General features: G+C 76.4%; 3 protein-coding genes. 2 read left to right on the top strand and 1 reads right to left on the bottom strand.

Annotated elements, in window-relative coordinates; translation table 11 throughout:
- The coding region (locus LCD31_RS07415) for an acyl-CoA dehydrogenase family protein (RefSeq protein WP_224956847.1) at window positions 1-1,058 on the bottom strand (1,058 nt) is incomplete at its 3' end.
- Window positions 1,059-1,204: 146 nt separating this feature from the next.
- Here LCD31_RS07415 and LCD31_RS07420 point away from each other — a divergent pair.
- Together LCD31_RS07420 and LCD31_RS07425 are read left to right on the top strand one after the other, a co-directional pair.
- Entirely contained in the window at window positions 1,205-1,906 is a 702-nt protein-coding gene (locus LCD31_RS07420; protein ID WP_224956848.1) for a TetR/AcrR family transcriptional regulator, read from the top strand.
- 108 nt (window positions 1,907-2,014) lie between these two features.
- Complete coding sequence (locus tag LCD31_RS07425; protein WP_224956850.1) at window positions 2,015-2,947, top strand: carbohydrate kinase; 933 nt, start codon at window positions 2,015-2,017, stop codon at window positions 2,945-2,947.
- The last annotated feature ends 104 nt before the right edge of the window (window positions 2,948-3,051 follow it).

Consider the following 3,051-nt stretch of genomic DNA (forward strand, 5'->3'; position numbering starts at 1 on the left):
CGCCGGGGGGGGGTCGGGGGGGGGGGGCCCGCGCGCCCGCTGGTCCCGGGCCGGGGTGTGGGCCCCGCGCGCGGGGGGGGGGGGGGGCCCCCCCCCCCCCCCCCCCACGCCTGCGTCCCGAACGGCCTGCCCGCGTCCCGGCGCCGCGCCCCGTCCAGGTAGGCGGCGCGGGCGGACTGCACGGCCGCGGCCATGTCGGCGAGCAGGAACTCGACGCCCTGGAACTCGATGATCGGCCGCCCGAACTGCTCGCGGCCCTTGGCGTAGTCGACGGCGAGGTCCAGCGCGGCCTGCGCGAGGCCGACGGCGCAGGCGGCGATGCCGAGCCGCCCGGAGTCCAGCGCGTTCAGCGCGATGGCCAGCCCGTGCCCTTCGCCGCCGAGCAACCGGTCCGCGGGCACCCGCGCGTCCTCGAACCGCAACTCGGTGGTGGGGGAGCCGGTGAGGCCCATCTTGCGCTCGGGCGGTGCCGCCGACAGCCCGGGCGTCGCGCCGTCCACGAGCAGGCAGCTGATGCCGCGCGGCCCGTCGTCGGAGGTGCGCGCCATCAGCGCGTAGAAGTCGGCGACCCCACCGTGCGTGATCCACGACTTGGTGCCGGTGACCCGGTACTCGTCGCCGTCCCGGTCGGCGCGGGTGCGCAGCGCGCCGGCGTCCGATCCGGCGTGCGCCTCGGACAGCGCGTAGCCGCCGAGCAGGTCGCCGCCGATCATCTCCGGCAGCCACCGGTCGCGCTGCTCGTCGGTGCCGTACCGGGCGAGCGGGTAGCAGGACATGGTGTGCACCGAGAGCCCGACGCCGACGGTCATCCAGGCGCTGCTGAGCTCTTCGAGCACCTGCAGGTAGACCTCGTAGGGCTGGCCTCCGCCGCCGTGCTCCTCCGGGTACGGCAGGCCGAGCAGCCCGGAGTCGCCGAGCAGCTGGAACGCCTTGCGCGGGAACAGTTCCCGTTCCTCGGCCCCGGCGGCGGCGGGGGCGAGCTCGTCGCGGGCGATCTCCGCGGTCAGCGCGAGCAGGTCGCTGGCTTCCTGGCTGGGCAGCAGTCGGTCGACGGCCATGGGCGGCGCTCCTGCGGGCTGTGGCGGGTGCGGAACATGCCAGTACTGAAAAGAGTACTGTGGGACTCGTCAGAGTACTGTCGCGCCGCGTCCGGCGCCAGGCCCGCCGACGCCCGCCGTTCCCGAGCTGTGGCAGTCTCACCCGCATGACTCCTCCCGAGCCGGTCGCCGCCGAGGCGAACGCGTCGCCGGGCCGCCGCCGGAGCGCGGGATCGCCGGAGCAGCGCCGCGCCGACCTGCTCGACCGGTTGTGCGCCCTGTTCCTCGCGGAGGGGTTCGCCCACTTCACCCTCGACGAGCTCGCCGCCCGGCTGCACTGCTCGAAGTCGACGCTCTACACGCTCGCCGGCAGCAAGGAGCAGCTCGCCGTCGCCGTCGTCGCCCGGTTCTTCAAGAACGCCACCGCCGACGTGGAGCGCGCCGTCGCCGAGGTCGACGACGTCCGCGCCCGGATGCGCACCTACCTCGACACCGCCGCGGCCGGGCTGCGCCCCGCCTCCCGGCGGTTCATGGCCGACATGGCCGCCAACCCGGCCACCCGCGCCACCTACCAGGCCAACGCCCGCGCCGCCGCCGAGAACATGCGCCGCTACATCCGCGACGGCGTCCGCGAAGGCGTGTTCCGCGAAGTGCACGCCGCGTTCGTCGCCGAGATGGTCAGCGGCACCATCGGTGCCATCCAGCGCGGCGAGATCGCCGAGCGCACCGGCTTGTCCGACGCGGAAGCCTTCGCCGAGCTGTCCCAGTTCCTGCTCGGCGGCCTGTTCGACCCGGCGGCCGGAGGTTCACGGATCGCCCCACCCCCGGCGGAGCACACTGGTCCCCGCCCCCCGACCGCCCGGCCGTAGCCGTCCGGCGCGGTCCCCGGCCCGAACCGGCCCGGAACGCCGAACCCGGCGGCCGGACCGGGCGCGGAGCCGAGCAAGTCAGCACGGAAGCACCAGCACGGAGGAAACGTGATCGTCATCGGTGGAGAGGCCCTCGTCGACCTCGTCCCGGACGCCGCCACGCCAGGAGGCGAGCTCGGCCCGCTGCACCCCCGCCTCGGCGGCGGCCCGTACAACGTGGCGATCGCGCTGGGCCGCTTGGACGTGCCCGCCGGGTTCCACGCGACCCTGTCCACCGACCAGTTCGGCGACAAGCTGCTGGAACGCCTCGTCGAATCCGGGGTGAGCACCGAGCTGGTGCGCCGCGGCCCGGAACCGACGACGCTCGCCGTGGTCGGCCTCGCCGAGGACGGCTCGGCCCGCTACAGCTTCCACACCGAAGGCACCGCCGCCCGCTTCGTCGCCGACCCGGGCCCGCTGCCCGACGAGGTCACCGCCGTCTCCTTCGGCACCCTCGGCATGGTGCTCGAACCCGGCGCCACCGCGTACGAGGCGGTGCTGTTCCGCGAAGCCGAGCGCGGCCGGTTCGTGGCGCTGGACCCGAACATCCGCGCCGACCTCATCGGCGACCCGGAGGCGTACCGCAAGCGGTTCGAGGCCTGGCTGCCCTCCGTGCACCTGCTGAAGCTGTCGGTGGAGGACGCCGAGTGGCTGGCCGGGGACGAGGAGCTGGACGTCGCGCTGCGCCGCTGGCAGCAGGCGGGCCCGGCCGGGCTGGTGCTCACCCGCGGTGCCGACGGGCTGGCCGCGCTGGTCGGTGACGGCGAGCTCGTCGAGGTGCCGGGCGTGCGGGCGCAGGTCGCCGACACCATCGGCGCGGGCGACACGGTGCACGGGGCGCTGCTGGCCTGGCTGCACCGCAACGACGCGCTGTCCCCGGCGGCGGTGCGGGCGCTCACCCACGACCAGTGGCGCGAAGCCCTCGGCTTCGCGGCCCGGGCCGCCGCCATCACCGTCTCCCGGCCCGGTGCCGAGCCGCCGACCACCGCCGAACTCGCCTGACCGGCCCCCCCCCCCCCGGGCGCGGCGGGGGGGGGGGGGGGCGGGGCGGGGGGGGCCCCCCCCGGCGGGGGGGGGCCCGGGGGCGGGGGGGGCCCCGGCGGGGG

Source organism: Saccharopolyspora sp. 6M, assembly GCF_020176775.1.
In the GTDB taxonomy this organism is placed as follows: Bacteria; Actinomycetota; Actinomycetes; order Mycobacteriales; family Pseudonocardiaceae; genus Saccharopolyspora_C; species Saccharopolyspora_C gregorii.

Excerpts from the sequence above, each read along its gene's own strand:
- LCD31_RS07420 (WP_224956848.1), top strand. The coding sequence starts at position 1,205 with ATGACTCCTCCCGAGCCGGTCGCCGCCGAGGCGAACGCGTCGCCGGGC.